Source organism: Rhizobium hidalgonense (genome assembly GCF_002914525.1).
Lineage (GTDB): Bacteria > Pseudomonadota > Alphaproteobacteria > Rhizobiales > Rhizobiaceae > Rhizobium > Rhizobium hidalgonense.
In genome coordinates this window covers 37,991-53,086 of the sequence record NZ_LODW01000033.1, presented here as the reverse complement: position 1 = coordinate 53,086, position 15,096 = coordinate 37,991, and the positions used below count along the sequence as shown (strand labels likewise).

At 59.2% G+C, this 15,096-nt stretch carries 17 protein-coding genes; 8 read left to right on the top strand and 9 right to left on the bottom strand.

Annotated features, from left to right (window positions below):
• The first annotated feature begins 227 nt into the window (after nucleotides 1-227).
• Nucleotides 228-2,147 carry a DNA cytosine methyltransferase gene (locus ATY29_RS02820; RefSeq protein WP_165779387.1) on the top strand — a complete coding sequence of 640 codons (1,920 nt, stop codon included), beginning with the start codon at nucleotides 228-230 and terminating at the stop codon, nucleotides 2,145-2,147.
• 294 nt (nucleotides 2,148-2,441) lie between these two features.
• Here ATY29_RS02820 and ATY29_RS02815 read toward each other — a convergent pair.
• A protein-coding gene (locus tag ATY29_RS02815) for an IS630 family transposase (protein ID WP_106425908.1) occupies nucleotides 2,442-3,385 on the bottom strand; the annotation gives its coding sequence in 2 pieces (ribosomal slippage) (nucleotides 2,442-3,047 and nucleotides 3,050-3,385; 942 coding nt in all).
• A gap of 173 nt (nucleotides 3,386-3,558) precedes the next feature.
• On the opposite strand from ATY29_RS02815, the gene ATY29_RS02805 reads away from it, so the two are divergent.
• Entirely contained in the window at nucleotides 3,559-3,753 is a 195-nt protein-coding gene (locus tag ATY29_RS02805; protein WP_244597342.1) for a hypothetical protein, read from the top strand.
• Between the two features lie 707 nt (nucleotides 3,754-4,460).
• On the top strand, nucleotides 4,461-5,165 hold the full coding sequence (locus ATY29_RS02800) for a DUF899 family protein (protein WP_097535212.1): 705 nt from the start codon (nucleotides 4,461-4,463) through the stop codon (nucleotides 5,163-5,165).
• 102 nt (nucleotides 5,166-5,267) lie between these two features.
• Here the strand turns inward: ATY29_RS02800 and ATY29_RS36690 are convergent, their stop codons facing one another.
• The 4 genes from ATY29_RS36690 to ATY29_RS02785 all read right to left on the bottom strand — a co-directional run bounded on the left by ATY29_RS36690 (nucleotide 5,268) and on the right by ATY29_RS02785 (nucleotide 7,178).
• Nucleotides 5,268-5,420, bottom strand: coding sequence for a hypothetical protein (locus ATY29_RS36690; RefSeq protein WP_165779386.1), 153 nt, complete (start codon nucleotides 5,418-5,420; stop codon nucleotides 5,268-5,270).
• 53 nt (nucleotides 5,421-5,473) lie between these two features.
• The gene (locus tag ATY29_RS02795) at nucleotides 5,474-6,280 is read right to left on the bottom strand and encodes a DUF1236 domain-containing protein (RefSeq protein WP_097535031.1); all 807 of its coding nucleotides are present in this window, start codon (nucleotides 6,278-6,280) and stop codon (nucleotides 5,474-5,476) included.
• 99 nt (nucleotides 6,281-6,379) lie between these two features.
• A complete protein-coding gene (locus tag ATY29_RS02790; protein WP_097535029.1) occupies nucleotides 6,380-6,775 on the bottom strand; it encodes a DUF1236 domain-containing protein in 396 nt (131 codons plus the stop codon).
• Nucleotides 6,776-6,905: 130 nt separating this feature from the next.
• On the bottom strand, nucleotides 6,906-7,178 hold the full coding sequence (locus tag ATY29_RS02785) for a BON domain-containing protein (protein ID WP_097535027.1): 273 nt from the start codon (nucleotides 7,176-7,178) through the stop codon (nucleotides 6,906-6,908).
• Between the two features lie 307 nt (nucleotides 7,179-7,485).
• On the opposite strand from ATY29_RS02785, the gene ATY29_RS02775 reads away from it, so the two are divergent.
• Nucleotides 7,486-7,704: a DUF982 domain-containing protein gene (locus ATY29_RS02775; RefSeq protein ID WP_425299267.1), complete on the top strand. Its 219-nt coding sequence runs from the start codon at nucleotides 7,486-7,488 to the stop codon at nucleotides 7,702-7,704.
• A gap of 18 nt (nucleotides 7,705-7,722) precedes the next feature.
• Here ATY29_RS02775 and ATY29_RS02770 read toward each other — a convergent pair whose 3' ends face one another.
• The gene (locus ATY29_RS02770; protein WP_097535023.1) at nucleotides 7,723-9,897 is read right to left on the bottom strand and encodes a putative bifunctional diguanylate cyclase/phosphodiesterase; all 2,175 of its coding nucleotides are present in this window, start codon (nucleotides 9,895-9,897) and stop codon (nucleotides 7,723-7,725) included.
• 314 nt (nucleotides 9,898-10,211) lie between these two features.
• Between ATY29_RS02770 and ATY29_RS02765 the strand changes: the two genes are divergently transcribed.
• A complete protein-coding gene (locus tag ATY29_RS02765; protein WP_097535021.1) occupies nucleotides 10,212-11,348 on the top strand; it encodes a glycosyltransferase family 2 protein in 1,137 nt (378 codons plus the stop codon).
• A gap of 64 nt (nucleotides 11,349-11,412) precedes the next feature.
• On the opposite strand, the gene ATY29_RS02760 is transcribed toward ATY29_RS02765, so the two are convergent.
• Entirely contained in the window at nucleotides 11,413-11,700 is a 288-nt protein-coding gene (locus ATY29_RS02760; RefSeq protein ID WP_097535019.1) for a DUF1236 domain-containing protein, read from the bottom strand.
• A 243-nt stretch (nucleotides 11,701-11,943) separates the two neighbouring features.
• On the opposite strand from ATY29_RS02760, the gene ATY29_RS02755 reads away from it, so the two are divergent.
• Nucleotides 11,944-12,966 (top strand): sensor histidine kinase, encoded by a 1,023-nt coding sequence (locus ATY29_RS02755; RefSeq protein WP_097535017.1) that lies wholly within the window; start codon nucleotides 11,944-11,946, stop codon nucleotides 12,964-12,966.
• Nucleotides 12,967-13,078: 112 nt separating this feature from the next.
• On the opposite strand, the gene ATY29_RS02750 is transcribed toward ATY29_RS02755, so the two are convergent.
• The gene (locus tag ATY29_RS02750) at nucleotides 13,079-13,462 is read right to left on the bottom strand and encodes a response regulator (protein ID WP_097535015.1); all 384 of its coding nucleotides are present in this window, start codon (nucleotides 13,460-13,462) and stop codon (nucleotides 13,079-13,081) included.
• A 232-nt stretch (nucleotides 13,463-13,694) separates the two neighbouring features.
• On the opposite strand from ATY29_RS02750, the gene ATY29_RS02745 reads away from it, so the two are divergent.
• Nucleotides 13,695-13,922: a hypothetical protein gene (locus tag ATY29_RS02745; protein ID WP_097535210.1), complete on the top strand. Its 228-nt coding sequence runs from the start codon at nucleotides 13,695-13,697 to the stop codon at nucleotides 13,920-13,922.
• Nucleotides 13,923-14,202: 280 nt separating this feature from the next.
• Here the strand turns inward: ATY29_RS02745 and ATY29_RS36685 are convergent, their stop codons facing one another.
• Nucleotides 14,203-14,394, bottom strand: a complete 192-nt coding sequence (locus tag ATY29_RS36685) for a hypothetical protein (protein WP_097535013.1) — start codon at nucleotides 14,392-14,394, stop codon at nucleotides 14,203-14,205.
• Nucleotides 14,395-14,494: 100 nt separating this feature from the next.
• On the opposite strand from ATY29_RS36685, the gene ATY29_RS02735 reads away from it, so the two are divergent.
• A complete protein-coding gene (locus tag ATY29_RS02735; protein WP_165779385.1) occupies nucleotides 14,495-15,055 on the top strand; it encodes a type II toxin-antitoxin system VapC family toxin in 561 nt (186 codons plus the stop codon).
• Nucleotides 15,056-15,096: the final 41 nt, after the last annotated feature.

Below are 15,096 nucleotides of genomic sequence, written 5' to 3'. Positions count from 1 at the left end.
TGGTGGCAGTTGCTACCGAATTTCGCAAAGACGGTTGCACCATGACCGTCCTCCAAGGAACTTGGACGTAAAATATGGTTTTGCGACCGATGGGACACAACGTTGTTCGCAGTACGATCTCGTGGCCGCGCGCGAACGGCGAGCCATATTCCTCGCATTTTACCGATCCGGTTACCGGCCCTGAAAGGTACAATGTCGTATGGACGTCCCGAAAGGGGACACTCCGCATGGCCGACATCGATGCAAAGGCGCAGGCGCTTTCCGCCGCCCGGAACCGCATTCTGCAGCTTCAGGAGCAGATGACCGACAAGGTTCTGCAAATGGCTGCCGAGGTCGAGAAGCTGATGGACGTCGTCCCCATGTCCGAAGCGAAAGCCTTCCTCAAGGCCCGGTGCAATTTTCCCGCAACCGAACTGTCGACCTACGTGGGATTCGCAATGACGTTGAAGGGATCCGAGGATGTCCTGCGGGAAGCTCGCGTATCCTTTCCGGTCGTGAAGGCCCTCGTCGGCGCGAATGCCTACGCCAGGAAGGAAATCATCGAGCGGATGGAGATCGGCGCCCAGATTGACACGAAGGACGTCGCCTCGATCCGCAGGAGGCTTGCCGCAGCGAAGCTGACGGCGGCCGAGGCGTTGACGGCGGAGAACAAGAGGATCGTGGCCGCTGCCGCACGCAGGCAGGCGAAGAAGGCGATCTCCGAATACGAAGCGAAGATGTCGGCTTTCAGCGACGAACTGAGGCTTCATTTCCGGAAAGGACAGGAGGACCATATCGTAGCGCAGGCCGGTCTTCGTCACCGGGCGGGACGTCTTCTCGAAGAGTTCGAATCCTTGTTCGGCGGCGAGCATCCTCCCCTCACGACCTTACGACGGATGTCTCCACAGTACCGGATCGCGCACGCACACAAGGTTCTGGGCGACCTCGTTTCCGGCCGGCTTTCGGAAATCGGCCCGGTGCAAACGAGCGCGCTGCAGGCGTTCGCAGGCAGGGCCAGGATTTCGTTCGACCCCGGCCGACCGAAGCCACTCGCCGACTTGGCTTCTCTTTCATTCCGGCCGCGGGTTCTCGAACTGTGCGCAGGTGCCGGAGGTCTCGCTCTTGGTCTTGAACGCGCAGGATTCGAGCATGTCGCGCTCATCGAGTTCAACAAGCACGCGGCGGCCACATTAAGAAGGAACCGGCCTGACTGGAACGTCGTCGAAGAGGACATCCGGAAGGTCGATTTCACCGAGTACCGCAACAGAGTCGATCTCTTGGCGGGCGGCCTGCCCTGCACGCCGTTCACGACGGTTGGCGAGAAGAAAGGCAAGCGGGACGAGAACGACCTGCTGATGGAAGGCGTGCGTGCTGTGCGCGAAGTCGAACCCAAGGCATTCGTCTTCGAAAATGTGGAAGGCCTGCTTCACGCGCGGCATGCCGACTACTTGGCGACCCTGCTGCGCAAGCTGTCGAGCGCCGGATATCAGACGGAAATCCATCGCATCAACACCAGGGACTACGGGGTCGCCCAGGACCGGTCACGCATCATGATCGTCGGGTTTCGCAAGGACACGGCGGGCATCTTCCGGATACCGCCAAAGTTCCCGGAGATGGCCAGGAACATGGGCGACGTCCTCGCGGACTTGATGGGCGCAAACGGCTGGAGTGGGGTGGACGACTGGGTCCGGACGATGCGCGAGCGACCGGAGTTCGACAGGTCGGGAGCGCAGATCGCCGTCGGGGCGTTGTCCGACACGATCAGAGGATATCAGGGCAGCGCTCAGCAAGGGGAAGCTCGCCGCGCATTGAAGAACGGCGTCTCCTATGCGCCTCCGGCGAAGGCCGCCCCGACGAACGAGGAAGCTTCGAGGGAAGGATTCGTGCCCGGCCTCACGAACCGGATGCGCGCCCGGCTGCAGGACTTCCCGGATGTTTGGGAATTCGTCGGTGGCCTGGGGAGCGTCGCCGATCAAATCGGGAATGCAGTCGCGCCGGCTGTCGGGCAGGCGATGGGACTGGCGTTGCTGGCGGCCTTGAAGGAGTGGGAGATCGACTGGAAGGCGATGATGGTAAGCCCCAACGGTCGTGTACGACGTCGGATTGTCTCCCCACCCCCAATCATGCCAGAGATGGCGTATCCCGCTGAGTTCGAAGACGCGGACTGAACGGAAAATAAGCGAATGACGACGATCTGCGAAGATGGCACCCGGTAGCGACGAGAAGGCCGTCATAGCGCTTTACCGAAAGCCTCCCAAGAGCCACCGTGGCATCGCCATCCCCAATAGGCAGGCTAAAGCCGGAAATCTTCCGGAAGTCGTCGCACGGAATACTCCTCGTCAAGCTCGAGCTCCATCACGACCACCTCTGGGACGAGGGTCTGCGCCGGCCTGAAAAGCTGCTCGGACCGGACTGACCGGAACCATCGTCACTCACCGAGTGTTTTCTAGAGCACGCTGTTTTCATACGGAAGCATAGCCTGAGTTTGTGAGATAGTTGGCGCATTCGGCCGGCGAGAATGCGTCGAGCAATTCACCGGCCTTGCGCCATGTTGCTTCAACGGTCCGGGGGGCTGCTTTCCTGATGAGATGTTTGAGCTTGGCAAAAACCTGCTCGATAGGATTGAGATCGGGGCTGTAGGGCGGCAGGAAGAAGAGATGTGCACCTGCGGCCCTGACGGCACGGCGCACAGCTTGTCCCTTGTGACTGCCGAGATTGTCGAGAATCACGATGTCGCCTTTGGCGAGGGTGGGCACGAGGACTTTCTTGACATAGAGGGTGAAGAGCTCGCCATTGATCGGCCCATCGATGACCCAGCGCGCATCGATCCGGTCGCAGCGCAAGGCGGCGATGAAGGTCAGGGTTTTCCAGTAGCCGTGCGGGACGGGCGCAGCGAGCCGCTGGCCGCGCGGCGCCCAGCCCCTGAGCGCCGCCATATTCGTCTTGATCCAGGTTTCATCGAGAAAGACCAGCCGACGAGCTTCAATCCGCGGCTGATGGGTCTTCCAGCGCAGCCGCTTGCGGGCAATGTCGGCTCGCGTTTGCTCAGCCGGCAGAACCGTTTTTTTTTGAAGCTCAGGCCTTCGGCCCGAACAAAAACCCAAACTGCTCGGCGGTCGGTCTTGATGCCACGTTCGGCCAATTCCGCCACCAATCCTCGTGTCGTGAACGGGCCGGATCGGCAGCGTTCACGCAACCAGTCGGCCCGCTCGCCCGACAAGGTTCGCTTCTTGCCTCCGCCGACGCGGCCAGGCTCAAACGAGCCGGTCTCAGCAAGACGTCGCTTCCACTTCGAAACGCAGGAGGGAGCAATTGAAAGTGCGGCCGCGATCGACCGCGTCGTCTCCCCGGCACTCAATCGGACCAACGCACGCTCGCGAAGGTCTGCGGAATAGGGTCGCGTCATCCATGCCGGCCATCCTTTCCCGGCATGCACAGGGAATCACATTTCCGCTGATTTGCGAATCCCCGATTCCGGAAAATTGCAGCACGCTCTAATGCCGATCGCGCAGAGGGCCAAGCCCCTGCCACCCCTGCACCATCCTCAACAAGGCGGCTGCGGAGGTTCTGTTTTTGCAAGTGCTGGACGAAGACGAATTCACCGTCCTTTTCACAAAACGGATTTGGGAACTGTCGGCTGAGAAAGGCTTGCCGTTTGGCAAGGAACCCTCCGAATATGCACGGGCCGTTGCGCGGGCTTACTGGCTATCGCTCCATGCAGAAGGCTTGAGCCCTGAAGAGTGTGCCGACGAGGACGCCTCGTATTGGCCCTGAAGCACTTTCATCGTCCGTAAGGTGCCGATCTGCGCCCCTAGGATCCTAAGCTTTCTTCCGCAGGGGGCACGTAATCATCCGAAAGCGTACAGGAACCTAACGGACCGTCTATCGTTATGGCATCGGGACCGCGCGCGAGAGTCCTGCGCCCGCAAGCCTCTCTACATCGCCCGCCCCCGCGCGGTCTCGTCCTTTCCCTCTTTCAGACAATTTTCCCCGTTTCGGCGGGGCTATTTTTGTTGCGGTAAGAATCTGCGGCGCGGGAACATCTGGCGATGAATCAACCAACTTCGGCGGCTTTCCCGAACATCAAGCTTTGGCTATGTGCCGCGCAGCGACGGACGCGCGATCCCGGATCACCTCCGGTTCCGGCCGAAAACTTAATGTACTGTAGCTGACGGAGGGCTGTTGACCCTAGTCGACCAGAGGCCGAAACGGAACGGGTCTTCCAATCAGCAACTCTGTCGAATGGTGTCGATCTTTTGAGATCGGAACGGCGGTGAGGAGCAAGATGGTCGGCCGGGCGGCGGAATTTTTAGGCAACCGACGCCGACAAAAAACATTGGGCCCTTGTCGAGAGCTGATCTCCTCGTAGGTCTATTACAAGTGAGGGCGCCGAACACCATCTGGCACGCCCTTCAACTTCCGAAGGTGGCCGAAACTGGTCGGATAGCGAAACGGTCGTAATGGATTCAGGGAGCAAGCACATGGACATGAGCGAATTGAAACCTGCGAAGGAACTAGCCACGAAACGTGTGAGCAGGTTCATGAACGAAACTGCGGACTACGCCGAGGCGAGGACGGCCCTGCTGGCGGAGGAGATCGAGGTCCGACGACATCTCGCCAGACTTGCGGAGCAACGCCGACGCCTGCCTCCCGGCCCGCTCGTACAAAAGGATTATCGCTTCAAAGACGAAAACGGTGAGGAGCTCGGTCTGGCAGACCTTTTCGGGCATCATGATACCCTCGTAACGTACTTCTGGATGTTCGGCCCGCAGCGGGAACGGCCCTGTCCGATGTGCACGAACTTCCTCAGTGGAGCGAACGGCAATGGCGCCGACGTCAAACAGAGGGTCGCATTCAAGATTATCGGTCGCAGCGCGGTGGAGCAGCAACGTGCGTTCGCTCTCGAACGCGGCTGGCGTGACCTTGATTTCGTCCAGGCCGTGGGCGACGACTACGCCCGAGACTTGGGCGTGCTCGACGACGAGGGATCAGAGTATCCGGGATTCACGGTCTACCAGAAGGATGGGGACGACGTTCGCGTCTTCTACAATGGCGAGATGCCGGCCGAAGCGGCGGATCCCGGCCAGGATCCAAGGGGGGCGGTAGATATCGCCCCGCTCTGGAACATTCTGGACATGACGCCGACCGGCCGCGGCACGGATTGGTATCCCAAGCTCAATTACTGAACTCGATCGCGGTTCGGGGCCGACGCCGCTGTCTGCTGTGGAATGCTCTCATCGTAGGTGCTCCTAGTCGGGATCGGAAGTGCGCCTTTGGGCACCGCGGGATCAGGGGCCAGCCGATCGAACAGGAACCCAGACCCGAGCCGCTGCTGGATGGCCTGATGACAGGACCAGGCTGCCGACGATGGCGACCATGGCAATCAGGATGACGATGATGGGAAACGCGAGGCCGGACGGCTTATCTTCATGATAGATCATTGATTGCTCCTGCGGCCCGGCGGCGCATAGGACGCCGCCGGGAAAAACGCGTGTTAGGCCTCGATGATGTAGACGATCGTGAGAGCATCGGGATCGACGATGACGATCCTGCCATCCGCGAGGATGAAGAAGCGGTAGCCTTCATACTGCGGAACGATCTTCACGATGCGCGTCGGCAGCCGTTCCAGCCGGACCTTCTTCGGGATTTTCGTTCCGACAGAGACGGTGAAGTCGACCTCCTTCACAGGAGCAACGTGAACCTCCTTCACCACCGTTCGAATTTCGGTCTGCTGCTCGACCGAGATGCTGACGTTGGTCTTGATGTTAGTCTGGTTGTTCGTCGTGGTGTTGTTGTTGGTTTCGGACGAACTTTTGTTTGTGGTCGTCGTATTTTGATCGGTGGACTGCTTGGACGCATCGCCGCTTTCCGTAGTGCTCTTCGTGCCTGTGGTGGATGAGCCGGTGTTATCCGTGGTGCCGGACTTGGCGGCGGGTTTCTGTTCTGTCTTGGTGCCACCGCTGGCGTCCTTCGATGCAGGCGTGGTTTCTGTCGAAGTCTTGCCGGACGCACTTCCGCTCGTCGCGCCATCGGTCGAAGGCTGCTCGGCACTCTTTTTCATGTCCGAGCCCTGACCGGATTTCTGCTGCGATGACTGGCCCTTGCCTGGGCAGGCTCCCGAAGCGTCGGGGGTGCAGTCGGTGCCAGTCTTGGCGGAGCCCGCCTGCGAGCCGGCGTCCGTGCCGGACTGGGCCTGGCCATTGCTCTTGGTGTCCTGCTGGGCTTCGGCAGGGAGTGTGGCAAGCGGCGACACGCTCAGGGACAGAGCTGCCACGAGCACGGCGAAATGGTTGCTTTTCATGATCGATCTCCGAGGTTTGGGCATTATACGACGCCCGCGCATCTATGCGGTGCGAGCATGCCCTCATGGCTAGAAGAGGCGGCTAGAGCCGCCCGTCGGTCATTGGATGACCTGGATGACCTTCCGCGAGGAAGGTTCGACGATCACACGCTGATCGTTGACGATCGCATATGCATATTTCGGATCATCGGGAATTGGCGTCACGACGACGGTCTCCGGCAGGGGCTGGCCGACGACGACCTTCTCCTTGACGACGACGCGTTCGGTGGGGGCCGGGGCCTGCTGAACATAGGTGACAACCTGCTGCGGCGGCGGATCGATGACGCTGCCTGCCACGCCGCCGACGATGCCGCCGACAGCCGCGCCGACCGGGCCACCGACGATCGCACCCGTTGCAGCGCCACCAACGGCGCCTGTCACAGTCGACTGCTGGGCAAAAGCGGATGTCGATGCCAACAGGACACCCGCAGCAATACCTACAACTTTGATAATCATATGTTTTCCTCCTTGGATGCGGTTGGTTCCGCTGCAGAGCGAAACCGTCGAGTGGAGGAAGTGTTCCAGTACCGGGACTTCGTACCGGGCCTGCGCCGGACCTTGGTCCTAGCCTCTGAATTGCCTCTCGCTACTGCGTGGGGAAGCGGCTTAGCATCCGATCCTGGACGTTCTCGTGGCCGACGATCATCCCCGCAAGCGAGATGGCTTTCTCGCGGTCTGCGGCGTTCGTTATATAGCCTTCGAGCAGGATCACTGGGCCGAGCATCCTGATCTCGATGGCACTGCTGTCGATATTCTGATCAGCGGAAAGCGCCGCTTTGATCGTCGCGATGGTCGAGGCTGAACTATGGCCTTCGGAGCAGCGCTCCTCATGGCTGGCGTTGTCGGGGCCGAATTTCATGTCGTCCTCCTGTTCCGTCCCTCCACGGAGCTTCAAGCCTCATATGAGAAGCAGGTACCGGGGCGGCCAGTCCGACTTAGGTCCGTCTTCCCCTCGGCGCTATCTGGCTTAAATTTTCCTCTTCCTTGTTGAAAGGACACCGGGGAGGTTTTAGCAATGTCGCTGTATCCAGTCAGAACCTCCCCGGCGAAGCGCTGTCGATCAATGTCCGGCGTCGTCGTCACTTACGAATAAAGGGCGGCTATTTTTGCGAGCGGGCGGTATAGTGGATTGGCACAGAAGCGAAGATTTCGCTCCTCTGGTGCTTATGGTGAGCGGTCAAGAAAAGCATAGGCTGATCCGATCGCTCCGCGAGGTTGCCGAGGCTCTTGTCGCCGTATGGCCGACCAACGATGGCAAGGAATACATCGCGGCCGTAAAAACCTGCCTGGATGCCATTCAAGATATCCCCGCAAAGACAGCGCGTGCCGCGCTCATTCGCGCGGCGGAGGAAGCCGGAATTCCCGTGATTGCCGCCGTCAACTGACAGAATGCCCTACCCGCTTCAAACAGTGAATGTTCGCTTCCCAGTTCCGTTGAACAAATCGATCATGGCCGCGCGGGCAAGAGGCCGGGAGATCAGGAAACCTTGGAGGCTGTCGCACCCAAGGGCCACTAAAGCGTCGCTCTGTTCGTCCGTTTCCACTCCTTCAGCCGTGGTCTTAAGACCTTTCGCTCGGGCCATATTGATCATCGCCTCGATCAGCGGCTTGCTGTCTCCTTGCACTGCATCGATGAACGACTTGTCGATCTTGATCCTGTCGATCATGACATTCTGCACTCTCGAGAAGGATGAGTAACCCGTTCCGAAGTCGTCGATCGCAATACGCACCCCCGCATTTCGGAGCATGGCAATGTTCCGATCGCTGTGTGCTTCTCCACCAAAAGCCAAGGACTCGGTGATTTCTATCTCCAGCCTCTTTGGATCGATGTTCCATTTCGCCAATCTGGACAAGACACGAAGAGGATAACCGTCTGAACAGAGTTCCAATGCAGAGGCGTTGATCGCCATAGAGATTAAAGGAAGGTCTGCCATGACACTGCAGGCATCCTCGAGCACTTTGGCGCCGAGTTCGTGGATAAGGCCTATTTCCTCGGCAATGGGGATGAAGATGTCGGGAGCGATGAAGCCTTCTTCGGGATGCTTCCAACGAGCGAGCGCTTCCATAGACGACAGGCCCTTGTGCTCCGCTGAATATACCGGCTGATAAAAGGCCTCGATCTGAGATCTCGTCTCGAGCGCCAGCCGAAGGTCGTGTTCAAGCTTGCGACGCCTGCGCAGTAGCTCGTCCATATGCCCGCCGAAGATCGCAAAAGTGTTCCGACCCGCAGCCTTTGCGTGGTAGAGAGCTATATCGGCCTGACGGGTGAGTTCCGACGGATCCGCACGGCCGGCGGCAACCGCAGCTCCGACACTTGCACCAATGACGATGTGGGCGCCATCTATCTCGAAAGGCTGCCGGAGACGCTGCACGATCTGTTGGCAAACGGCGGTGGCCACTTCACCGTCCGCTTCTTCGAGAAAGACGGTAAATTCGTCACCTCCGATGCGACCGATGAGCGCCGCGGGCATGATCTCATTCATGCGCTGGCCCACGAGCGAGATGACCCTATCTCCAGTCGGGTGCCCGAAAGTATCGTTAACCGCTTTGAACCGGTCGAGGTCGATGAACAGCACGCAGTGGCTCTGGTTCTGCGAGGCCGCGCCGAGGCGGGCGGCGAGTTCGTTGCTGAAATGAGCGCGGTTGGAAAGGCCGGTCAGAGGATCGCGCGAGGCGAGATGCTGGAGTTCCTCACGATTTGAAGCGAGCCGAGTCGAACGTCTCCAGATCGCATGCCCGCACAGACTAGCCGCGACGAAGATGGCAACGGCGGCCAGGCCGACCGCCGGCAGGGTCGCTTCCATCACGTTCGCACCAGGACGAAATGGGCGCCAGGTGAAGTAGCCGATAGCGGCGCCCGCACGAGACTTCAACGGAACGAATGAGTGCTCAGCGTCCGTAGGAGCGTCATCCGAAAACTTCATTTCGGCAAACTGGTAGTCCGCTCCGATCTCGGATACGAAACTTCGATCGAGGAACCTCACAGCGACATGGAGATTTTGCTGCCCCGGCGGTTGCTCGATGTCGCCCGTGTCCGAGACGATTGGCTTGACGCTCACAATCGCCGGTCGCCGCCCTACATATGCAAGGTCGCTTTCGCCGATCGAGAGCACCCGGTCCGTAATCCCTTGAGCGTCGCCAGCAGCAAGTCGTTTCTGCAAAGCATCCGCCAACGGCTCATAAGCGAGGCGGAGATCACCCAGCGTCAAAGCGTTGTCCGAGGGCGCAATGAACTCGTAGATCGGGCTATGGTCGGCCGAAAGTACGATGGCCGCGTCATGCCCGAAGTAGGTTTGCATCCATTCGCCGAGGTTCGAGCGAAGCCATTCCAGATCCCGCGCGTCGGTTTTTCGAACAGCGTCGTCCCAGACTGTCGCGCTTTCCTGATCATGAGCAACGCTAGCCTGCATCTTCGAGACGATCAGTTTGACGAGATCCCGCTGGCGAGCCTCCGCAACCATATCGGTCTGCCCTGCGGCCCATTGGAGGGTACCAAAAAGAACGCACCCTATGATCAATGACGCGGCTGCCGGGAGAACCCATTTTAAAACCCACTGCGACCGCGCCTGCCAGTTCATCTGCGTTACGTCCTTCTATGTTCGCAGACCGTAAAACAGCGATCGTTAAAGCACGCGGAAGGGGATTGGTTAGCACTTCCTTTCTGTCTTTCGGCGGCGGCTGACATACCTCCCCATCCTACGAAAGGAGAGGGTCTACCTCAGACCAAAGTCCGTTTGCGCCCGCACGACGAAGTTAGAATGTAGGCATGTTGAAGGAGATCTTCCAACATTGTCGGCGGCTGGGCTTTGCCCGCTTCGAACTGAATGTAGGAGAACGGCAGAAAGCACTAACGCAGTCCCTTCCATCTGGTTGACGTGGCGAGAGATCTGCAATGATTTCAGTTACAGATGACGATCGACGAAGAGCCCTTAATTCTGACCAGCCTTTGGTCTCAGTGGTCATCCCGGCCTTCAACGCTTCCACCTATATTGAGCGCACGCTTCGGTCCGCTATGCGCCAGACTTACACCGCCTTGGAGATTATCGTCGTCAATGACGGTTCCACGGACGACACGGCAAAACTCGTCGAGCAGACAGCGATGTCGGACTCGCGCATCAACCTCCTGTCTACGCCGAACCGCGGTGTCGCGGCCGCAAGGAATACTGGGATCGAAGCATCATCAGGTCGATTTGTGGCATTCCTCGACGCCGACGATCTCTGGCACCCCACGAAAATCGAAAAGCAGGTGAACGCTCTTAAGCGCTTGTCCTCGCGGTGGGTTGCGGTCTACGCGCTGCACTACGTCATTAACGAGGACGACGAGATCATTCGCCCTGGCAGTTCCGACGTCGCAAGAGGGTATATCTATGCCCGGCATCTGAACCTTAAATATATCGGCAATGGAAGCGCCCTTCTCGTCCGTCGGGACGTTGCGCTTAAGATCGGTGGGTTTGATAGCTCGTATGCAGCAGCCGGCATTGGAGGCTGCGAAGACCTCGATTTCGAACTCAAGCTGGCCGCTCGCTACTTCATTGAAGTCGTTCCGGAACGGCTGGTGGGATATCGAAAGCATCCCGGCAGCATGTCGTCCAATCACCTGCGAATGGGCAAAAGCGCCTTGGAGGTCGTCAGGCGTTCGTTGGCCGCAAACCCGGTTCTCCCCCGATACGTGATCGGAAGCGCAATTGACGCCACTCGCAAATACGCGTTTTGGGAATTCCGACAAGCTCGGCGAGCTTATTTGTCGCTTGTGACCATTTTGCCGATATTGCGAAGCGACCCGCAGTTCGTGGTTCGGCTTCTTCTCGAGAAGAGCCTGCGTTTGATGCAATACCTTCGTCCCGCGTCGGTCATAGCAATCGGTGAAGATTCACTGCGAATGAACAGTGTCAAGTTCGACGATCAGGTTGTGCCTTCGTTTCTGGACTGCCCCAGCGAGACACCTCGGTTTCGACGTCACCTGGTGCGACTGGCTGCGGTGGATGCAAGTCTGAATTCACTCTTGCACCCCGAGTGGAAGAGATTGTGATGAGGACGAAGGTGGAATGAGGAGGAACCGCGGGCCATGGACGCAGGCCCGCGATTCTTTCAAGCTATTGGACGACTTCGATTACCGCGCGGGTCTTCGGATTGACGAGGACACGCTTCTTGTTGACGACCACATAGCCGTAATCAGGTTGATCGGGGATGGTGTGGATCTCGACTGTGTCAGGAAGCGTGGTGCCGACTGCGACGTCGCCTTCGAACGTGACGGATGGCGTTTCCTGTTTCATGACGTAGGTTTTGACCTCGCCGGGAACGACGACCGTCGTCGTCTGCGCGACCGCCGCTCCGCCGAGTGCCAGAAACAGCGATGCCGCAGAGATGACCAGTATTTTCATGTTATCCTCCAGGATCTTGAGTGTCACGGCAAAACGCTACCGGCAGGATATGGTTCCTCCGTCGGAATGACTGCAGGGACGTTCGGACAGTCGGTAGGCGACCTTTGCCAGCATGATCTGCAGAATGTCCGATAGTTGGACGGAGACCGCGCTCAAGGGAACATCACGGCCTCGATGGCAATACGGCGATGTCAGGTATAGTATCGAGAACATCCGCTCGTGGCTTGATGGATCCGATGCAACATGGTCATGAACCCCTTTTCCAATTCCAGTCAGGCCAGGGAACGCTTCCTCGAAGCCATCCTCCAGAGCGCCATCGAATATGCGATCATCTCCGTCGATCTTGATCACAGGGTGACCACATGGAACGAGGGAGCGCGCCGGATCCTCGGATGGGACGAGAGTGAAATCATTGGCCAGCCCATCGGCGTAATCTTTACGCCGGCGGACCGCGAGACGGGGGTTCCCCAGCGGGAAATGACCGCTGCTTTGATCGAGGGCCACGGAGACGATGAGCGCTGGCACGTTCGAAAGGACGGCTCGTTATTCTGGGCGTCGGGACAGTTGATGGCGCTGAGGTCGGATGACGGCGAACTCGAAGGTTTCCTGAAGATACTCAGGGATCGAACCGAGCAGCGCGAGAATGAGCAGCGACAGCGCGTCCTGATGCACGAACTCTCGCACCGCGTAAAGAATACGCTGGCCGTCGTGCAGGCTATTGTCAGCCAGTCGTTGAGAAGCGCCGGCAGCATGAAGGATGCGGAGCAGTCGATATCGGCGCGCATCAACGCCTATGCCCACGCGCATGAAATTCTGCTGCAGAAGAAATGGCTGTCTGCGACCATGGACACGATCGTCGAGGCGGCCGCAGTCAATCTCGGACTTGGGTCGGACCGCCTCAGAGCAAGTGGCCCGCCAGTCACGCTCAACCCCCAGGCCGCGTTAACGTTCGCCCTGGTGCTACACGAGCTTGTCACCAATGCAACGAAGTACGGCGCCCTATCGGTGGCTTCCGGAGTGGTCGAAATCGATTGGAGCCTGCGTCGAGAAGCGGGCGACGACCGCCTCGACGTCCGTTGGCGAGAGCGCGGCGGCCCGGCTGTGGAAGCTCCGAAAAGGAGGGGCTTCGGCTCCCGGCTCATCTATTCCAGCCTGGCTGCTTTCGGAAATGTTTCTGTTGATTATGCCCCGACAGGACTCATACTCAGCCTAGATGCCTCGCTCCAAAACCTGCAAGATCAAAATTGCTCCGACTCTCCGACATAGAATAGTGCGGCCCCGGCCCTGCAGATACAGGTTCCGCGCAGGCGAGAACGATGACGCCGCCCCCTGCGGACTACCGATGGGAATTCTGCGGCGTAGTGTCTGGCAAGACCGTTCAGTGGAAGGTGGGCCCGCTCGCGACGCGATGCGTTCTTGCGCGGGCGTTTTTGGCTGCCATGGACAACGCGTCCGCTATTCTTTCGGGCTTCGTCGGCTTGGCGACGACAGGTCGCCCCTTAGGGTTCTCGATAAGGCCGGGGTTCACGGTGAAATACACCACCCCAAGTCCGAATCCAGAAAAGAGGGCACGGGCGATCGACGGCCCGGTGAGTCCATCCCCCAGCCGGACGTCGATGATGGCGATGTCTGCTTCCGCGCCGAGATCCAGAGCCTCAGACATGTTTCCCGCGATTCCTGCGATTTCGAATCCGGCGTCGATCGCGACATCCTCGATCGCCAGAGCAATTCCCAGTTCGTCTTCGACTATGAGCAGGCGCATGTTTCGTCTCCGAGGATGGCTCCAAAATCGGGCACGGCACCCTCTGGCGTCGCCAATCGAAAACACTTCCCCACCACATCCGGTTCCACGCGTAAGACTTGAGTCGCAGCCATCCCCCAACATAGGTCCGAGGTCGTCCGGGATCCCGCGACGACATGCAGGCGGCGCACCATGAGGCATGTTCATTTATAAGAATTCTGATATCTTCCGCGCTCGAACGGGAGTGAGCGTCATGTTTACCGCGAGTTTGATTCCGGAAGCCTTTTACTGGGCGCGTTCAGCGAAGCACTTCGACGGGAAGCTCACCGTAGTGCAAGTCTCGACTGTCTTCGGAGCAGATCCCAACTACTGGTCCCTTGCACTACTGGGCACAGACCAGCACGCAATGCCTTGCGATTTCGAGATCATCGGACCATTGGTGCTCCCGGACGAGAACCCCGTGCGGCAAGCCGCCGAGTAGTCCTGATGGTTGCCCGAGAGTCGCCGTCGTGCCAGACGAGCGCTTCATCCACGGCTTCGGTCGCTTCGATCGTCGTTCTTTGGGCAAGTCTGTTTGTCCCCTCCAGGAGATGTGCAGCAGGTGCATCGTTGTGGTGGACAGGCTTTGTCGCGGGCCCGTTCATCTAGTCCGGCGCAGCGCAGCCCGGAGAGCGCAACTAACGAAACGAGTCGCTTCAACGTCGCTTTAGCTTTTTCACGGTGTCGTCCGCGACGCGTACCGCGCCCAGAACCTACAAAGGCTAGAGGACGTCGTCGTCCTCCAAGGTTCCGGGGAGGATCGCCCATTCCGCGACCGAAATCTTCGCGCCCTTCTCAAAACGGACAATGAACCTGCCGTCATGTTCAAGGACCGTCTGCGGCGCCTCCCGAGCCTCATCGAGCAGAGCCGCGATGTCCGCTTCCGCTTCCTTACGGTTCCAGACCTTCTCCATCCGAATTCCTTGTATACCTCAACTCGAGCCGCCCACATTGACGCCAACGTCAATCTACTGTTTCTTCGGTCCGAGAGCAAATCTGGTTTTGAAATTACACATGTCCAGCCCAGGAAATAACATCTCCGCGGGAAGACCGCGGCTGTTGCTGGACACGAACATCGTCAGCGCCCGAGCGCGCCGGAGACCGCCAGAGGGACTTCAGGCCTGGCTGCAGGACGTCTCCGAGATTGCCGACTTCTGCCTCTGCTTTCCAGTCATGATCGAGATCAAGCGCGGCCTCAGAATGACGAGCGATCCGGCCGTGGCGGCAAGAGTCCGGGCCGTGGTCGAGGACCTTGACCGTGCCGACTTCATTTACTTTGGGATGGGCAAGGCCGTCGAGGACGTGCTCGCAGGCATGATGGCGAACCGAAAGCTGAAGAACTTCTGGCAACCGCAGCCCGACAGCCGCAGCGAACGGGTCAGCCACGACCTGATGATAGCCGCGACCTCGATCGCATACGACACGTGCATCGTCACGACTGATGGCGACTACGAGGTCATTGACCGCTATCACCCGCTTCCCGGCGTCTACAACCCGCTCAAGGGAAGATGGCTCGTCGAACCGGCGGCTTCCATCGAGCTTCCGCCAATCCGTCCGACCCTCCAAGCCTTCTGACCACCGCGCCGGGGTCCGGAGCCGGGCAGCGCCGAGCCGCT